Source organism: Acidovorax facilis, assembly GCF_050626955.1.
Taxonomy (GTDB): domain Bacteria; phylum Pseudomonadota; class Gammaproteobacteria; order Burkholderiales; family Burkholderiaceae_C; genus Acidovorax; species Acidovorax facilis.
On sequence record NZ_CP192460.1, the window covers coordinates 3975709 to 3992113 of the forward strand.

Genomic DNA, 16405 nt, shown 5'->3' on the forward strand with positions numbered 1-16405 from the left:
GAGTTGCCCCAAGCCTTGCTGTCAGGTCTATCGGCTATAACAAATCCCATCAGCGCCTGCCCATGCAAGACCTTACCAACGCAGCCCCCACCCCTGGCCCCCGTGGCTCCAGCGATGCTTTGCTGCGGCTGATTGCAGACTCCGTGCCCGCGCTGATGGCCTACTACAACCTGCCCGGCCTGCGCTGCCAGTTCGCCAACCAAGGCTATGCCGCCTACAACGGCCACACGACCGAGTCCATCCTGGGCCTCACGGTGCAGGAGGCCATCGGCGACAAGGCCTGGCTGGCCATCCAGCCGCATGTGGAACGGTCCGCATGCGGCGAACATGTGAAGTACACACGTGAGCAGACCTTGCCCAATGGCGAGGCCCGCATGATCGAGGTCAACCTGATCCCGCACTTTGACGCCAGCGCGCAGCAGCTGGGCTCGTTCGTTCTGATCACCGACATCACTGAGCGCTGGCGCGCGGAGCGCCAAGTGCGCCAGAGCGAAGAGCGCATGCGCAAGTTCACCGAGGCCACGGACGAGGCCATCGTGTTCCACCGCGACGGAATCATCACCGACGGCAATGAGGCACTCACCCGCCTGACGGGTTATGCGCTGCAGGAGGTGGTGGGGTTTTCCATCTTCCACTTCATCAGTCCGGAATGGAGGGCCGTGGCGCTGGACTACACGCGCACCGGGCGAGAAGACCCCTACGAAGTGACCATCCGCCACAAGGACGGTCATGTCATTCCCGTGGAGGTGGTGGGAAAGACCATGCCACTGCACCATGCCGACTACCGCATCGTGGTGGTGCGTGACATCACGGCCCGCAAGCAGGCCCAGGAACGCGAGGCCTTCATTGCGCTGCACGACACGCTTACGCAGTTGCCCAACCGCCACTTCCTGATGGAGCAGCTGTCGCAGGTGCTGTCGCTGGCCCGCAGGCGCCACGGCCGTGCGGCCGTGCTTTTTGTGAACCTTGACCATTTCAAGACGGTGAACGACTCGCTGGGCCACCATGCAGGCGACCAGCTGCTGTGCAACGTGGCCGAACGCCTGCGCCAGGGCGTGCGCGACGCTGACGTGGTGGCGCGGCTGGGCGGCGATGAGTTTGTGGTGGTGCTGACCGATGTGCAGGGCCCCGACGATGCCGCCCGGGTGGCCGACAAGCTGCTTGCGTCCATGCACGGCGTGTTCACCCTGGGCCAGGTGCCGCTGACGGTGTCCCCCTCCATCGGCATCAGCCTTTTCCCCGAACACGCCACCACCGGCGATGCACTGCTGCGCTGCGCCGATGCAGCCATGCACCACGCCAAGGAAAGCGGCCGCGGCAACCGCCAGTTCTACACCCCGAGCATGGAAGCCAGCGCCATCGACGTGCTGCAGCACGAGCGCCTTCTGCGCGAGGCCATTGTGGACAACGCCTTTGTGCTGCACTACCAGCCCCAGATCAGCCTGGAAGACGGCTCCCTGCAGGGGCTGGAGGCTCTGGTGCGCTGGCGCCACCCGCAGCGCGGCCTGGTGGGGCCGGACGAGTTCATCACCTTTTCGGAATCGCGCGGCCTGATCACCCCCATCGGCCGCTGGGTGATGCGCGAGGCCTGCCGCCAGCTCAAGGAATGGCAGGACGAGGGCCTGGCCCTGGTGCCCGTGGCGGTGAACCTGTCGGCCCTCGAATTTCGCCAGCGCGATGTCGCTGGCGAAATCGCCGCGGCGCTGCGCGATACCGGCCTGGCGCCGCAGTACCTGGGGATAGAGCTGACCGAATCCGTGCTCATGCACCAGACCGGCCAGGTGCTGGACACCCTCAATGCCCTCAAAGCGCTGGGCGTGGGCATCTCGATCGACGACTTTGGCACGGGGTATTCGTCGCTGGCCTACCTCAAGCGCTACCCCATCGACAGCCTCAAGATCGACCGGTCTTTTGTGGTGGACACGCCCGGCAACCCCGACGACGTGGCCATCGTCACGGCCGTCATTCAGATGGCCCGCAGCCTGCAGCTCAAAACCGTGGCCGAAGGGGTGGAAACCCCGGCGCAGGTGCAATTGCTCAAGGGCCTGGGGTGTGACCTGATCCAGGGGCATGTGGTGTCGGTGCCGCTGGATGCCGTGGCGCTCCAGCGCTGGATGCGCGATTTGCCGGTTTAAGAACCTGTTTCCGATCCCTTCCCGGTGCCGTCACACAGACACGTTCCCGGCTTGTGGACAATAGGGGCATGCCCCTCATCCCCGACTTCATCGCCCCCACCCGCCACACCGACCCGGCCGACGCACTGGCCCAGGTGCAGCGCATTTACCAGCAACAGATTGGCCACCTGCGCGACGCCATGCAGCGTTTTGTGGCGGGCGAAACGCCCGAAGGCGCCGTGCGCGCGTTCTACCCCTTTGTACGGGTGCACACCACCACCGTGGCGCGGGCCGATACCAAGCTGGCCTATGGTTTTGTGGAAGGCCCAGGGCGCTACGAAACCACCCTCACCCGGCCCGACCTGTTCGCTCACTACTACGCCGAGCAGTTTCGCCTGCTGCGCGCCAGCCACAACGTGGAGCTGGAAGTGGGCACCAGCGCCCACCCCATTCCGATCCATTTCTCGTTTGCCGAGCACGACCACATCGAGGGCACGCTGACGCCCGAGCGCCGCATGCTGATGCGCGACGTGTTCGACCTGCCCGACCTGGCTGCCATGGACGACGGCATCGCCAACGGCACCTGGCAGGCCCGCCCAGGCGAGGCGCAGCCGCTGTCGCTGTTCACCGCGCCGCGCGTGGACTACTCGCTGCACCGCCTGCGCCACTACACGGGAACGGCGCCCGAGTGGTTCCAGAACTTCGTGCTGTTCACGAATTACCAGTTCTACATCGACGAATTTGTGCGCCTGGGCCACGCCGAGATGGCCAAGCCCGACAGTGAATACATCGCCTTCATCGAGCCGGGCAACGTGGTCACCCGCCGCGTGGGATTGAGTGCCCAGCCCGGCGACGAACTGGGCGTAGCCCCGCCGCGCTTGCCGCAAATGCCCGGCTACCACCTCGTGCGCGCAGACAGCAGCGGCATCACCATGGTCAACATCGGTGTAGGCCCCGCCAACGCCAAAACCATCACCGACCACATCGCCGTGCTGCGCCCCCATGCCTGGATGATGCTGGGCCACTGCGCAGGCCTGCGCAACAGCCAGCAGCTGGGCGACTACGTGCTGGCGCATGCCTACGTGCGCGAGGACCATGTGCTAGACGAAGACCTGCCGCTGTGGGTGCCCATCCCGGCGCTGGCCGAGATCCAGCTCGCATTGCAGCAGGCCGTGGCCGATGTCACGCAGATCAGCGGCGCCGACCTGAAGCGCGTGATGCGCACCGGCACCGTGGCCAGCACCGACAACCGCAACTGGGAGCTGCTGCCCGACAACACGCCCCAGCGCCGTTTCAGCCAGAGCCGCGCCGTGGCGCTGGACATGGAAAGCGCCACCATCGCCGCCAACGGCTTCCGCTTCCGCGTGCCCTACGGCACCCTGCTGTGCGTGAGCGACAAGCCCCTGCACGGCGAAATCAAGCTGCCCGGCATGGCCAACCACTTCTACCGCGAGCGGGTGGACCAGCACCTGCGCATCGGCATGCGCGCCATCGAGATCCTGCGCAACGGCGGCGTGGACCGCCTGCACAGCCGCAAGCTCCGCAGCTTTGCCGAGGTCGCTTTTCAGTAAACGACGGGCCCGGGGCCGCTGCGTATGCCACTGGATTTCCTCACGCTGATGACGGTCATGGCGGCCAACCTGTTCATGATCTCGGCCGCGCTGCCGCTGATCATGGGCCGGGACGTGAGCCGCGCGGCCCGCCATGTGCAGGCCAGCATGCTGCTGCAGGCCGTGGCCTGGGCGGCCATCATTGCCTCATCCACCCTGTGGGACCAGGCCCTTTCCACCGTGTCGATTGCCTGCAACGCGGCCGCACAGTGGATGCTGTACCGGGCGCTCGAAGAATGGCTGGGCCCCCGTCCCTTGCGCAGCCTGCTGCTGGTGCTGGTGATAGCCGCCCCGCTGGGCTACACCCTGGGCTTTGGTCACTACGCCTGGCGCGTGGGCTGGGCCAACTTTGTATTGGCCACCATCCTGTGCATCGTTGCGCGCGCCACCCTGGCGCCTGTGGTCGAGGCCAACCTGCGCTGGCGCAGCCTGCTGCTGGGCTGCCTGTTGACGTCGGCCGCGTTCACGTTGGCGCGGGGCATGCTGGGCGCCTTCACCGACCAGTACCCCAGCTTTCGCACTCCCCATCCTGTCAACCTCGCTGCCGCCGTGGCCACCAACGTGAGCCTGGTGCTCGGCACGGTCGCCCTGCTGGTGGCCTGGCGGTCGGAGGCTGAACACAAGCTGCGCACGCTGGCGATGACCGACGGCCTCACCGGCGTGCTCAACCGGCGCGGCTTCACCACCCAAGGCAGCAGCCTGCTGGCCCACGCCGCACGCCACCAGTTGCCCATGACGGCAATGATGCTGGACCTGGACCACTTCAAGCAGGTCAACGACACCCATGGCCACGAGGCCGGGGACCGCGCCCTGCAACTGTTTGCCCGACTGCTGGGCGACACCTGCCGCAGCGGCGACCTGGTTGGCCGCCTGGGTGGCGAGGAGTTTGGTGTGCTGCTGTTGCACAACAGCGAGCCCGCCGGACTGGCCCTGGACCGGCGACTGCGCAGGCGCCTGCATGCAGCCAGTGTGGCCGAGCTGGGCTTTGCGCTGGACTACAGCGCCGGGATGGCCGTCCTGCAGCCCGGTGAGGCCGCCCTGGCGGAACTGATGGCCCGTGCCGATGGCGCCCTCTATGCAGCCAAGACGGCGGGCCGTGGGCGGCTGGTCGCAGCGGACTGAGCCAATTGATCCTCTTTTGATAGCAATCAGTGCACTATCCACCTGCGCTAAGTGTTGATTTTTGCCACAACGACTGCGCGCAACACCGGGTATGCCCACGTCGCACACAATCTCTCCATGACCGCACTTTTTGAAGCTCTGCACCTGCGCAAACGTTATGGCGAGACCACGGTGGTGGACGACGTGTCCTTCGCGATTGCTCCCGGCGAATGCCTGGGCGTCATCGGCCCCAACGGTGCTGGAAAGACCACCACCATTCGCATGTGCCTGGGCCTGGCGTCACCGGATGGCGGCGAAGTGCATTTCACCTCCAAGCCCGGCACCGCACCGCTGCACATGCCACGCGATGCGCTGGCCATCAAGGCGCAGCTGGGTGTGGTCACGCAGTTCGACACCCTCGACCCGGACTTCACCTGCGCCGAGAACCTGCGCGTGTTCGGCCGCTACTTTGGGCTGAAGGGCCCGGTGATGGACGAGCGTGTACCCCAGTTGCTGGAGTTCGCAGCCCTCACCCACAAGGCCGACGCCAAGCCGGGCGAGCTATCGGGCGGCATGAAGCGGCGCCTGTCGCTGGCGCGCGCCCTGGTCAACAACCCGCGCCTGCTGCTGCTGGACGAACCCACCACCGGCCTGGACCCGCAAGCCCGCCACCTGATGTGGGAGCGCCTGCAACTGCTGCTGCAGCAAGGCAAGTCGATCCTGCTGACCACCCACTTCATGGACGAGGCCGAGCGCCTGTGCTCGCGCCTGCTGGTGCTGGACCACGGCCGCAAGATTGCGGAAGGCCGCCCGCGCGAGCTGATCGCCCAGCACCTGGAGCCGGATGTGGTGGAGGTGTTCGGCGTGGGGGCCGTCCAGATGGCCGAAGACGCCGCGCTGCGCACCCAGGCCGCCCGCGTGGAAATCAGCGGCGAGACCGTGTTTTTCTACACCCAGAACGCCCAGCCACTGCTGCAGGCCTTGGCCGCACACGGCCACCTGCGCACGCTGCACCGGCCGGCCAATCTGGAAGACCTGTTCCTCAAGCTCACGGGGCGGCAGATCCGGGAATGAGGCCGGCGGGAGGGCCTGCCACCCGGCCCTGCCACCAGTTTTCAAGGTCTTGTGGCGCGCAAGGCTGGGAAAAGAGATAACCCTGCAGTTCGTCGCAGCCCAGCCGGGCCAGCCACTGGGCTTGGTGGTCGGTTTCCACGCCCTCGGCCACCGTGCGCAGGCCCAGCTTTTGCGCCAGGGCCACGATGGCGTCCACCAGCACTTCGCCCCGGTCATTGCTCCCCAGATCGTTCACGAAAGAGCGGTCGATCTTGAGCTTGCGCACCGGAAACCGCTTGAGCTGGCTCAGTGACGAATAGCCGGTGCCGAAGTCGTCGATGGCCAGCTGCACACCCAGAGCGGTGAGGCGCTGCATGGTCTGCAGGGCCTCCTCCACGGGCTCCATGATCGAGCTTTCAGTGATCTCCAATTGCAGCAACCGGGGTGGGCACCCGGTGCTTTGCAAGGCGCGGGCCACCACCTGGTCCAGCTCGGGCTCCTGGAACTGACGGGCCGAGAGGTTCACCGCCACCGGGATCTCCCCCCACCCGGCATCCAGCCACCGGCGTGCCTGCGCGCAGGCCTCGTTCAGCACCCATTCGCCCAGGGGCACGATCAGCCCCGTTTCTTCCGCAATGCCGATGAACTGCAGCGGAGACACCAGCCCACGCTCCGGGTCCGCCCACCGCACCAGCGCCTCCACCGACGACATGCGCCCCGTCCGCGCATCCATGATGGGCTGATAGTGCAGGCGCAGCCCGTCGTGCTCGATGGCATGGCGCAGGCCCGCCTCCACCCGCAGGCGCTCCGTCAACACCTCCGTCATGTGCGGGCTGAAGAAAGCCAGTCGATTCCCACCCAGGTCCTTGGCGTCGTACATGGCCACGTCTGCATTGCGCAACAACAGGTCGCCAGAGTCCCCATCCTGTGGAAAGACCGCAATCCCCAGGCTGGTGCCCAGCAACCAGCTGGACGTGCCGGTCTCCACAGGCAGGGTCAGCGCCCGCACAATGCGCCGCGCCATGGGCTCCACCACGGCCGGGTCCGGCAGGTCAGGCAGCACCACCACAAACTCATCCCCTCCCGGGCGGGCCACTACGTCGCCAGGGCGTACACAACCCTGCAACCGGACCGCCACCTCCTTGAGCAAGGCATCGCCCCGGGCATGTCCCAGGCTGTCATTCACCCCTTTGAACCGGTCCAGGTCCATGGCCATAACGGCCACGCAGTGGCCCTGCTCCCGCGCCCGGTCCAACGCCGCGTCCAGCCGCTCCGTGAGGCTGTAGCGGTTGGCCAAGTCGGTCAGGGGGTCTCGCCGCGCCTGGCGCTCCAGCGTCTCCGTGTGCAGCGCGATGGACTGCTGCTGGCGCAGCAGGGACTCCGCCATCCGGTCCAGTGCCCGGGCCACCTGCCCCAGCTCTCCCGGGGGATAGGGTGTGCCAATGGGTTCGGCGTAGTTGCCAGCATCCATGCGGCCAATGGCGCGGATGGCGCGCATGGCATGGCGGCGTACCGCAAATTCCACCAACAGAAAAGCAGCAACAAACACGATGGCCGCCAGTGCCAGCACCCCCAGCAGTGCGCGCCGGAACTGGCGCTCCACCGGGCCACGCAGGTCGTCCTCGGGCACGGCCAGGGCCAGACGCAGATCCGAGCCCTGTGCGCGCGGCAACTGGGCGCGCACCCAGACGCGACGCACGCCATCGGCCCCCTCCATCACGGCATGCCCTTCGACCGCTTGCAACATGAAAGTGCGTTCGGCGTCCCCCAGGGTCAGCGGCGCCAACTCCGGCCGGCGGAAGTCCATGACCACCGAACCGTCGGCATTCCATACCTGCAGATGCATGCGCTCATAGCGCTGTGCATGCACCGTGGCCTGCCCGTAGTCCTGCATGTCGAGCGAGGCCAGCAGGATGAAGCGCAACGCGCCTCCCGCATCGCGCACCGGGTAGGCCACCTGCAGCACCCCCTTGCCCGTCAGGCGGCCTATGACCGCTTCCAGCACCGGCCCGGAGGCTGTCAGCGCACGCTGAAAGTAACTGCGGTCCCGGAGGTCCAGCGTACGGCCACTGCGCAGCGAATCACAGAACAGGGAACCATCGGGCTGGATGGTGAGGATGCCGGTGTACTGAGGATGTTCCTTGAGGACATCTGCCAGGAAATCAGAGCAGGCGCCCTTGTCGCCCGCTGCCAGCAGGGGTACGCGCCCAAGGCCAAACAAGAGTTGCCCGGTACCAGCGATCTTGTCGTCCAGGTCGCTGGCAATGATGCCTGCCCGGGCCACCAGCCGGTCGCGCGCCTGTCCGGTGGTGGCCACCCGGAACTCCAGCAGCAGCCACACCAGGGCCGGCACAGGCAACAAAGAGGCTGCCAGCACCAGCCACAGGATCCGCGCACTCAGGCTCACAGGGGTTCTCCTTCACAGAAGCGCCGTCGTAGCACCGGCCCGCCGCAACTGCGGCCGCAGGCTATCAGGCCACGCGGGGCCTGACCTTGCTCGCCGCCAGCTTGGCGTTCGCACGCGCCGTGTCCACATTCTGAGCCCGAGCCAGCGCCACGCCCATACGGCGCTTCACAAAACTCTCGGGCTTGCCGAACAGGCGCAGATCGGTGCCCGGCACGCGCAGGGCTTCTTCCACACCATCGAACACGATGCCCTGGGCTTCCACGCCGCCGTAGATGACGGCGCTGGCGCCGGGATTGCGCAGGCTGGTGTCCACGGGCAGGCCCAGGATGGCGCGGGCGTGCAGCTCAAACTCGCTCTGGTGCTGGGTGCACAGCGTGACCAGGCCCGTGTCGTGCGGGCGCGGGCTCACTTCGCTGAACCAGACCTCCTGGCCCTTGACGAACAGCTCCACGCCGAACAATCCCTGGCCGCCCAGGTTGTCGGTCACGGCCTTGGCGATCTGGCGCGACTTTTCGAGCGCGGCCGGGTGCATGGGGTGGGGCTGCCAGCTTTCCACATAGTCGCCACTCACCTGCACATGGCCGATGGGGTCGCAGAAACTGGTGGTGATTTGGCCGTCCGCGCCCACCGCACGCACGGTGAGCTGGGTGATTTCGTAGTCAAAGTCGATGAAGCCCTCGACGATCACGCGGCCGTGGCGCACCCGGCCACCGGCCATGGCGTAGTCCCAGGCCTTCTTCACGTCGTCTGGGCCGTCGATCTTGCTCTGGCCCTTGCCCGAGCTGCTCATCACGGGCTTGACGATGCAGGGGTAGCCGATACCTGCGTCAATCGCAGCCTGCAGTTCTTCCAGCGAATTGCAGAACTTGTAGGGGCTGGTGGGCAGGCCCAGCGTTTCGGCGGCCAGCACGCGGATGCCTTCACGGTCCATGGTCAGGCGCGCTGCGCGGGCCGTAGGGATCACGCGCACGGTGCCCGCGGCTTCCAGCTCTTCGAGCATGGGGGTGGCGATGGCTTCGATCTCGGGCACCACCAGGTGGGGCCGTTCGGCTTCGATCAGCGCCTTGAGCTGGGCCGGGTCGCTCATGGTGATGGTGCGCGCGTGGTGGGCCACCTGCTGGCCGGGGGCGTTGTCGTAGCGGTCCACGGCAATGGTTTCCACCCCCAGGCGCTGCAGCGCGATCAGCACCTCCTTGCCCAGCTCGCCCGAGCCCAGCAGCATGACTTTGGTGGCATGGGGGGACAGAGGGGTTCCGAGGGTGGTCATGGTGGGGGCTTTCGAGAAGGTGAAAAAGTCGGTAAATGGCGGGACGCAGGCGACTTTAATGCACCCGGGCGCAGAACTTGCAATCGCCCTGACATGCCCCCACCGCCCATGCCCTCCCCTTCCAGCACGGCCCGCTCGCACAGCCCCACCGACTGGCACGCCCAGGAGCTGCTGCTAATGCGCGAAGTGATGCGCCTCATCGGCCGCAGCCTGGCGCCCGGCCTGGTGCTGCGCGAGATGCTGCACCTGATGAGCGAACTGCTGGGCCTGAACCGGGGGCGCATCGTGCTGGTGGACAACGCCCCGTCCTCCCCAGCCGGCGCGCCGCGCACCGCCTCCATCCAGCACGCCTACGGCCTCACCCAGGCCGAGGTGCAGCGCGGGCGGTACGCCTGGGGCGAGGGCATCACAGGCCGCGTGCTGGCCACGGGGCAGCCTGCCATCGTGCAGGACATTGATGCCGAACCGCTGTTTCTGGCACGCGCAGTGGAGCGCAGCCAGCTGCCGCCCGAGACGGTGGCCTTCATCGCACTGCCCATCGAGGTCAACAACGCGCCCATCGGCGTGCTGGCCTGCCACCGCATCCGCAGCCGCCAGCGCCACCTGAACGACGACCTGGCCGTGCTGCGCGTGCTGGCCACGCTGGTGGGGCAGCTGCTGCAGCTCGAAGCCCTGGTGGCCGACCAGACGCGGCAGCTGGAGGCGCGCAATGCCGTGCTGGCCAACGCGCTCAACACCAAAAGCGCGCGCTACGGGCTCATAGGCAGCTCGCCACCGCTGCTGCAGGCCTTGAGCGAGCTGGAGCGCGTGTCGCAAACCCAGGCCACCGTGCTGCTGCTGGGCCAGTCGGGCACGGGCAAGGAGCTGTTCGCACGCGCCGTGCACCTGGCCAGCGGGCGGCGCGACCGGCCCTTCATCAAGGTCAACTGCTCGGCCATTCCGGACGCGCTGTTCGAATCCGAACTGTTTGGCTACGAAAAAGGCGCGTTCACCGGCGCCAGCACAGCCCGCGCGGGCTGGTTCGAGCAGGCCGACAGCGGCACCATCTTTCTCGACGAGATTGGCGAGCTGCCGCTGGCCCTGCAGTCCAAGCTGCTGCGCACGCTGCAGGAGGGCACGCTGGTGCGCCTGGGCGGGCAGCGCGAGGTCAAGGTCAACGTGCGCCTGGTGGCGGCCACCCACCGCGACCTGGCGGCCGATGTGGAGGCCGGGCGCTTTCGGCAGGACCTGTACTACCGCCTGCACGTGATTCCGATCCATCTGCCCTCGCTGGCCGAGCGGCGTGAAGACATCCGCGCGCTGGCGCTGCACTTTGTGAGCCGCGCCAACCAGGCGCACCAGCGCAACGTGAACCTCTCGCCCGACGCGCTGGCGCGGCTGGAAGAACACCCCTGGCCCGGCAACATCCGCGAGCTGGGCAATGTGATCGAACGCCTGGTGCTGCTGACCAATGACACGCTGGTAACGCGTGGCGAGCTGGACCGGTTTCTGCCCGCTGCGGCTGTGGTTTTGCCACCCGCACCGGCGCCCATTCAGCAGATTCAGGCCGAGATGCCGTCTACCCCTATCGCCGCAGCACCGCTGGTGCGCGACTACGCCTCGGCCCAGTCCCACAGCGTTCAGGTGCTGCAGGCCGCGCTGGTCGAACACCACGGCAACCAATCGCGCGCGGCGCAGAGCCTGGGGTTGACGCTCCGGCAGTTCGGTTACCGGCTGCGCAAAGCAGGCTTGAAGTGACGCCCAACACTGTGTCAACAATTTGTAGACACAGTGTTCAGCGTCCGCGTTGGACAGGCTGCGCTCTGGTGATAGTCGACACAAAATACTATCAAATCAATAGCTGCCAGCGCTTTAACAATCAGCGCTAGCAGCCTATTTCATTCAAATTTCTTTGCATTCCCAAGCTCTGGCACACCTGTTGCAATAAGGAGGGCAGGCATCCCGCCCACCACCGCACCGAAAGGTTTTCCATGAGCACCGTGACCGCTACCGCCTCCGACGCCGTCCTCATCTCACCCACCCAGCTGTTGGCCCTGCAAGCCGCAGAACCTGTGGTGCTGATCGACACCCGCGACGCCGACACCTACGCCCTGGGGCACATCCCCGGCGCGGTGAACCTGCGCGAAACCTTCACGTACCTGGCCACCTCCACGCCCCAAGGCCTGCAGGAGCTGAAAGACACCTTTGCCGCGCACCTGGGCGCCATCGGCCTGTCGGGCGCCGAGACGGCCGTGTTCTATGAAGATGCGCTCAACAGCGGCTACGGCCAGTCGTGCCGGGGCTACTACCTGCTGACCTGGCTGGGCTACCCCAAGGTCAAGGTATTGAACGGCGGCTACTCGGCCTGGAAGGCGGCAGAACTGCCCATCTCCACCGAGGCCGTGGTGCCCACGCCCGCCATCTTCCCCACCCAGCTGGCCACCACCGATGTGATGCTGACCAAGGAGGATGTGATCGAGGCCCTGGGCACCGACACCGTGCTGCTGGACGTGCGCGATGTGGACGAGTGGATTGGCGACAGCTCCAGCCCTTATGGCAAGGACTTTGCGCCGCGCAAAGGCCGCCTGCCGGGCGCCAAGTGGCTGGAGTGGTACCGCTTCATGAAGCCCTCGCCCCAGGGTCCGGTGTTCAAGTCGCCCGACGAAGTGCGCGCCGAATGCGCCACGGCGGGCATCAGCCCGGCGGACACGGTGTACCTGTATTGCTTCAAGGGCGCACGCGCGTCCAACACCTTCCTGGCGCTCAAGCAGGCGGGCTTTGCCGATGTGCGCATGTACTTCGGCTCGTGGAACGAATGGTCGCGCGACGACAAGCTGCCGATCGAAAGCGGGCTGCCGCTGGTCAAGTTCCCCAAAAAGCCTGCGCTGGCGCTGGCGGCCTGAGCCCCGTGCGTTGTTGCAGCGGGCATGGCCCGCTGCGAACCCTGTCCTTCTTTTTTTGCATTCCCTTCTCTTTCTCCAAGGAACACCATGTCCACCGATCTGCTGGAACCCTCTGCCCCTGTCACCACCGTGCACACACACCTGCGCCCCATCGACCGCGACGGGCTGATGGCCTTTGCCGACAAGGGCCGCAACAACCCTGCCAGCCGGGGTACCAACAAGGTCCATACGGTGATGGAGGGGCAGTACCGCTCGCTGAGCTATGTGGGCAACCATGCGCCGGTGGTGGTGGACGAGCCCCTGCACCTGTTCGGTCAGGACACGGCGCCCGCGCCCGGTGAGATCGTGCTGTCGGGCCTGGGCGGCTGCCTGGCGGTGGGCATCACCGCCGTGGCCACCTGGAAGCAGGTCAAGCTCAGCAAGATCGAAGTGTTCATGGAAGGCGACATCGGCAACCCCGCCGCCTGGGGTGCGGGTGGCGCATTGCAGAAGACGCCGCCGGAGATGGGCTTTCAGGCGATCCGCGTGAAGGTGCTGGTGGAAGGCGACGCGCCGCGCGAGGTGCTGGACGAGATCGTGCAGCACGCCAACTTCTACTCGCCCGTGGCCAACAGCATGCGCAACCCCATCCCCTTCGAGATCAGCCTCGCGGACTAAATAGCCCCGCAACCGAGCCCGCCCTGCGCACCCAAGGAGCCCCATGAACCCCGCCGACCTCCCTCCCCAACTCCACCTGGACGGCGCCCTGCGGGGCGATGCGCTGCTGGCCGCCGTGCGCCAGATCGCCCAGGGCCCGCTGGCCGCGCAGGTGGAGGCGATTGACCGCACCGGCTACTACCCCTGCGCGGAGCTGCAGCAGCTGGCCGCCGTGGGCGCGATGAGCGCGCACCTGGACAGCACGGCCGGCCCGGCCGACTACGGCCTGGCCATCCGCGCCATGGCCGAGGCCTCGCGCGTGTGCGGCGCCACGGGCTTCATGATGTGGTGCCAGGCGGTGTGTGGGCTGTACCTGCAGCAGTCGGGCAACCCCGCGCTGATGGGCGATGTGCTGCAGCGCCACGCCAGCGGCGCAGGCATGGGCGGCACGGCGCTGTCCAACCCCATGAAGAGCTATGCGCAGATCGAAAGCCTGCTGCTCAAGGCCACGCCAGTGGAGGGGGGGTACCTCATCAACGGCACCCTGCCCTGGGTGAGCAACCTGGGGCCCGACCACTACTGCGGCGCGATTGCGGCGGTGGTGGAGGCCGACGGTGCGGCCAGCCAGCGCGAGGTGATGTTCCTGCTGCGCTGCGATGCCCCCGGCGTGGAGATGCGCGAATGCCCCAGCTTCTCGGCCATGGAGGGCACGGGCACCTATGCACTGCGGCTCAAGGACCATTTCATCGGCACGGCCGACACCATGGCCGACCCCACGCGCCCTTTCATCGCCCGCATCCGCGCTGCGTTTGTGATGCTGCAATGTGGCATGGCCGTGGGCATCACCCAGGGCGCCATCGACTCGATGTGGGCGGTGGAGGCCCAACTGGGCCATGTCAACCAGTTCCTGGAAGACCGGCCCGACGCGCTGCAGGCCGAGCTGGATACACTGACTGCACGCGTCATGCAACTGGCCCAGACTCCGTTCGACACAAGCACCGATTTCTTCATCGACGTGCTGGACGCCCGTGCCCATGGCGCGGAGCTGTGCCTGCGCGCCGCCCAGTCCGCCCTGATGCACCAGGGTGCGCGCGGCTACCTCATGAGCTCGGACGTGCAGCGGCGCGTGCGCGAGTCGCACTTTGTGGCCATCGTCACGCCCGCCATCAAGCACCTGCGCAAGGAGATCGCCCGGCTCAGCACCGAGGAGATGCCTGCATGACGCCCGCCCTCCCCACCGCCACCACGCCGTCGGTTGCCTCCGAGTTCGTGTTGAGCGCGGCATCGCAGGCGCTGTGCGATGCGTTTGCCGACGCGGCCGCCCAGGCGCCCTGGCAAAGCTACATCTGCAACGCCTGCGGCTACGTCTACCACGAGGCCGACGGCGACCCCGATGGCGGCCTGCCGCCGGGCACGCGGCTGGCGGACATACCCGACGACTGGGCCTGCCCGCTGTGTGGAGTGACCAAGGCCGATTTTTCGCCGTACGAAGCCCCCACGCTGGAGGCGCTGCGGGCGCAGGCCAGCGCTGCGCCAGCCGCCTCCCTGCGCGTGCGTGGCGAGCCGGGCGTGGTCATCGTCGGCGCGGGCCGTGCAGGCTGGCAACTGGCCGAAACCCTGCGCCAACACAGCGCCACACTGCCCATCACCCTGGTGACGGCCTGCACGGGCGACCGGTACGACAAGCCTTTGCTGTCGGTGGCCATGGCGCGCCAGCTGGACCCGCTGGCCCTGGTGTCCGAAACCGGTCGCGATGCGGCGCACCGCCTGGGCGTCACCCTGCTGGCCCACACCCATGCCGTGCGCATCTGCGCCGACACCCGCCAATTGCGCACCACGCGGGGCGTGCTGCGCTACGGTCACCTGGTGCTGGCCCACGGTGCGCAGGCCGCCTTGCCTCCGGGCTTGCCCGCCAGCCTGTGCTGGCGCATCAACCACCTGGACGCCTACCAGCGCCTGCGCCAGCACCTGGGCGAGCAGCCCAAGGACGTGCTCATCATCGGCGCGGGCCTGGTCGGCAGTGAGCTGGCCAACGACCTGGCCCTGGGCGGCCACCACATCACGCTGCTGGACACGGCCACCGAGCCGCTGGCGCGCTGGCACGACCAGCAGGCGGGCCCGCAGCTGCTGGACGCCTGGAAAGACCTGTCCATCCGCTTTGAAGGCGGTCTGCAGGTGGAGCAGGTGGAACGCGTGGGCTCGCGCTACCGCGTCTCCACCACCAGCGGGCGGCGTTTTGCGGCGGACGAAGTGGTGGTGGCTGCAGGCCTGCTGCCCCCCCACCGCCTGGCGCAGAGTGCAGGGCTTGACTGGACCCATGGCATTGCGGTGGACGCAGGCACGCTGCGAACCAGCGTATCCCGCATCCATGCACTGGGCGATTGCATCAGCATCGACGGGCAGTGCAGCCGCTACATCGAACCGATTGCCCGGCAGGCGCGAACGCTGGCGGCCGCCATCCTGGGCCAACCGGTGACCCCCTATGAGCACCGGGCGGCCGTGGTGCGGGTCAAGACCACCACCCAGCCGCTGACCCTGCATTGAGGCAGCCTCGGGCCCGGGCGGCAATCTGGCCCGGGCTGGCACCGGCAAAAAATTTTTGGCATCCACTGCATCCAAACGGCGTTTTCGTGGGTAGTACCTACAGCAGCGCATCTTGTTGCTGCTGTCCTATCAACCCACAGACCAGAGAGAAACGCCATGACCATCCACACGTCCCCCATCTCCCGCCTGCTCCCCCTGACGGGCGCCATTGCCGCCGCCGTGCTGCTGAGCGCCTGCGGTTCGATGATGTCGTCGTCCTCCAAATCCATGTATTCGCAGGACAGCCTGCCCGACAGCATCAAGGTGCCGGCTGGCAACAAGGTGGCGATGGAAACCGTGGGCGTGGGCGAGATCACCTACGAATGCCGCGACAAGGCCAACATGCCCGGCCAGACCGAATGGGTGTTCGTGGGCCCCAAGGCCGTGCTGAATGACCGCAGCGGCAAACAAGTGGGCACCTACTACGGCCCGCCGGCCACCTGGGAGTCGAGCGATGGGTCCAAGCTGACAGCCACCCAGCTAGCCGTGGCGCCCTCGGGCACGGGTAACCTGCCCTACCAGCTCGTCAAGGCCAACCCCGCCATGGGTTCGGGCGCCATGACCGGCGTGACCTTCATCCAGCGCGTGGCCCTCAAGGGCGGCGTGGCACCCGCTGCTGCCTGCACCACCGCCAACAAGGGCGAGCGTCAGATCGTGAAGTACCAGGCCGACTACATCTTCTGGAAGGCCGCGTAAACCACGCACACGCAATCCCCTGCCCAGCGGGGGCTACCGCCAGGCGGTGGCGGGTT

At 67.1% G+C, this 16405-nt stretch carries 12 protein-coding genes; 10 read left to right on the forward strand and 2 right to left on the reverse strand.

All coding sequences use genetic code 11. The features are described from left to right. The first annotated feature begins 62 nt into the window (after nt 1–62). The 4 genes from ACQ4MJ_RS18195 to ACQ4MJ_RS18210 all read left to right on the forward strand — a co-directional run bounded on the left by ACQ4MJ_RS18195 (nt 63) and on the right by ACQ4MJ_RS18210 (nt 5899). The gene (locus ACQ4MJ_RS18195; RefSeq protein ID WP_431151736.1) at nt 63–2135 is read left to right on the forward strand and encodes a putative bifunctional diguanylate cyclase/phosphodiesterase; all 2073 of its coding nucleotides are present in this window, start codon (nt 63–65) and stop codon (nt 2133–2135) included. Nucleotides 2136–2203: 68 nt separating this feature from the next. Continuing rightward, nucleotides 2204–3685, forward strand: coding sequence for an AMP nucleosidase (locus ACQ4MJ_RS18200; RefSeq protein ID WP_176888171.1), 1482 nt, complete (start codon nt 2204–2206; stop codon nt 3683–3685). A gap of 24 nt (nt 3686–3709) precedes the next feature. Beyond that, nucleotides 3710–4846, forward strand: a complete 1137-nt coding sequence (locus ACQ4MJ_RS18205) for a GGDEF domain-containing protein (protein ID WP_431151735.1) — start codon at nt 3710–3712, stop codon at nt 4844–4846. Between the two features lie 117 nt (nt 4847–4963). Next, a complete protein-coding gene (locus ACQ4MJ_RS18210; RefSeq protein WP_431151734.1) occupies nt 4964–5899 on the forward strand; it encodes an ATP-binding cassette domain-containing protein in 936 nt (311 codons plus the stop codon). On the opposite strand, the gene ACQ4MJ_RS18215 is transcribed toward ACQ4MJ_RS18210, so the two are convergent. Both ACQ4MJ_RS18215 and purT read right to left on the reverse strand, forming a co-directional pair. After that, complete coding sequence (locus tag ACQ4MJ_RS18215; RefSeq protein WP_431151733.1) at nt 5874–8285, reverse strand: putative bifunctional diguanylate cyclase/phosphodiesterase; 2412 nt, start codon at nt 8283–8285, stop codon at nt 5874–5876. The genes ACQ4MJ_RS18210 and ACQ4MJ_RS18215 overlap by 26 nt on opposite strands. Before the next feature lie 64 nt (nt 8286–8349). Next, nucleotides 8350–9552 (reverse strand): formate-dependent phosphoribosylglycinamide formyltransferase, encoded by a 1203-nt coding sequence (gene purT, locus ACQ4MJ_RS18220; protein WP_218298946.1) that lies wholly within the window; start codon nt 9550–9552, stop codon nt 8350–8352. A gap of 108 nt (nt 9553–9660) precedes the next feature. Between purT and ACQ4MJ_RS18225 the strand changes: the two genes are divergently transcribed. From ACQ4MJ_RS18225 to ACQ4MJ_RS18250, 6 genes are all read left to right on the forward strand, one after another. After that, complete coding sequence (locus ACQ4MJ_RS18225; RefSeq protein WP_431151732.1) at nt 9661–11289, forward strand: sigma-54 interaction domain-containing protein; 1629 nt, start codon at nt 9661–9663, stop codon at nt 11287–11289. A gap of 233 nt (nt 11290–11522) precedes the next feature. After that, entirely contained in the window at nt 11523–12434 is a 912-nt protein-coding gene (locus ACQ4MJ_RS18230; RefSeq protein ID WP_431151731.1) for a sulfurtransferase, read from the forward strand. 87 nt (nt 12435–12521) lie between these two features. Continuing rightward, a complete protein-coding gene (locus ACQ4MJ_RS18235) occupies nt 12522–13091 on the forward strand; it encodes an OsmC family protein (RefSeq protein ID WP_008905298.1) in 570 nt (189 codons plus the stop codon). A gap of 43 nt (nt 13092–13134) precedes the next feature. After that, a complete protein-coding gene (locus ACQ4MJ_RS18240; RefSeq protein WP_431151730.1) occupies nt 13135–14292 on the forward strand; it encodes an acyl-CoA dehydrogenase family protein in 1158 nt (385 codons plus the stop codon). Further along, on the forward strand, nt 14289–15614 hold the full coding sequence (locus tag ACQ4MJ_RS18245; protein ID WP_431151728.1) for an FAD-dependent oxidoreductase: 1326 nt from the start codon (nt 14289–14291) through the stop codon (nt 15612–15614). The genes ACQ4MJ_RS18240 and ACQ4MJ_RS18245 overlap by 4 nt, the downstream gene beginning before the upstream one ends. 156 nt (nt 15615–15770) lie before the next feature. Continuing rightward, nucleotides 15771–16349: a DUF3455 domain-containing protein gene (locus tag ACQ4MJ_RS18250; RefSeq protein ID WP_055396334.1), complete on the forward strand. Its 579-nt coding sequence runs from the start codon at nt 15771–15773 to the stop codon at nt 16347–16349. Nucleotides 16350–16405 lie beyond the last annotated feature (56 nt).

What these genes read in the sequence shown, in the direction of transcription:
- ACQ4MJ_RS18210 (WP_431151734.1), top strand. Translation starts at nt 4,964, where the DNA reads ATGACCGCACTTTTTGAAGCTCTGCACCTGCGCAAACGTTATGGCGAG.
- ACQ4MJ_RS18195 (WP_431151736.1), top strand. Translation starts at nt 63, where the DNA reads ATGCAAGACCTTACCAACGCAGCCCCCACCCCTGGCCCCCGTGGCTCC.
- ACQ4MJ_RS18235 (WP_008905298.1), top strand. Translation starts at nt 12,522, where the DNA reads ATGTCCACCGATCTGCTGGAACCCTCTGCCCCTGTCACCACCGTGCAC.
- ACQ4MJ_RS18205 (WP_431151735.1), top strand. Translation starts at nt 3,710, where the DNA reads ATGCCACTGGATTTCCTCACGCTGATGACGGTCATGGCGGCCAACCTG.
- ACQ4MJ_RS18225 (WP_431151732.1), top strand. Translation starts at nt 9,661, where the DNA reads ATGCCCTCCCCTTCCAGCACGGCCCGCTCGCACAGCCCCACCGACTGG.
- ACQ4MJ_RS18200 (WP_176888171.1), top strand. Translation starts at nt 2,204, where the DNA reads ATGCCCCTCATCCCCGACTTCATCGCCCCCACCCGCCACACCGACCCG.
- ACQ4MJ_RS18230 (WP_431151731.1), top strand. Translation starts at nt 11,523, where the DNA reads ATGAGCACCGTGACCGCTACCGCCTCCGACGCCGTCCTCATCTCACCC.
- ACQ4MJ_RS18240 (WP_431151730.1), top strand. Translation starts at nt 13,135, where the DNA reads ATGAACCCCGCCGACCTCCCTCCCCAACTCCACCTGGACGGCGCCCTG.
- ACQ4MJ_RS18245 (WP_431151728.1), top strand. Translation starts at nt 14,289, where the DNA reads ATGACGCCCGCCCTCCCCACCGCCACCACGCCGTCGGTTGCCTCCGAG.
- purT (WP_218298946.1), bottom strand. Translation starts at nt 9,552, where the DNA reads ATGACCACCCTCGGAACCCCTCTGTCCCCCCATGCCACCAAAGTCATG.
- ACQ4MJ_RS18250 (WP_055396334.1), top strand. Translation starts at nt 15,771, where the DNA reads ATGACCATCCACACGTCCCCCATCTCCCGCCTGCTCCCCCTGACGGGC.